Here is a 261-nt window from a genome sequence, read left to right on the forward strand (position 1 = left end):
TGCCGGGGTCGGTCGGGGCGGCCATCGCCGAGCCGACCGGTTCCAGCCCTCCCGGCGCGGGTTCGGGTTCAGGCTCGACCGGCGCGGCGGCCGCATCGCTGCCTGCACCCGGGCGCAGGTCGCCAACCAGTTCGAAGGACACGTCCAGTCCGGTGCCGGTCTCGTTGGGCGAGGCCTGGAAGCGCTGCGCCAGCCGGTTGAGGTTATTCACGACCAGGCGCGGGCGGCCGGTTTCCCGGGTGTGCAGCACCGCCGCCCTTT

Annotated in this window: 1 protein-coding gene; it reads right to left on the minus strand. The window is 73.6% G+C overall.

Annotated features, from left to right (window positions below; all coding sequences use genetic code 11):
* Positions 1-261: GspMb/PilO family protein (locus tag ACQG3P_RS20175; RefSeq protein WP_426806037.1), on the minus strand; the 261-nt coding region annotated here is incomplete at both ends.

It is taken from the genome of Stenotrophomonas sp. SrG, assembly GCF_050031795.1.
GTDB lineage: Bacteria > Pseudomonadota > Gammaproteobacteria > Xanthomonadales > Xanthomonadaceae > Stenotrophomonas > Stenotrophomonas rhizophila_A.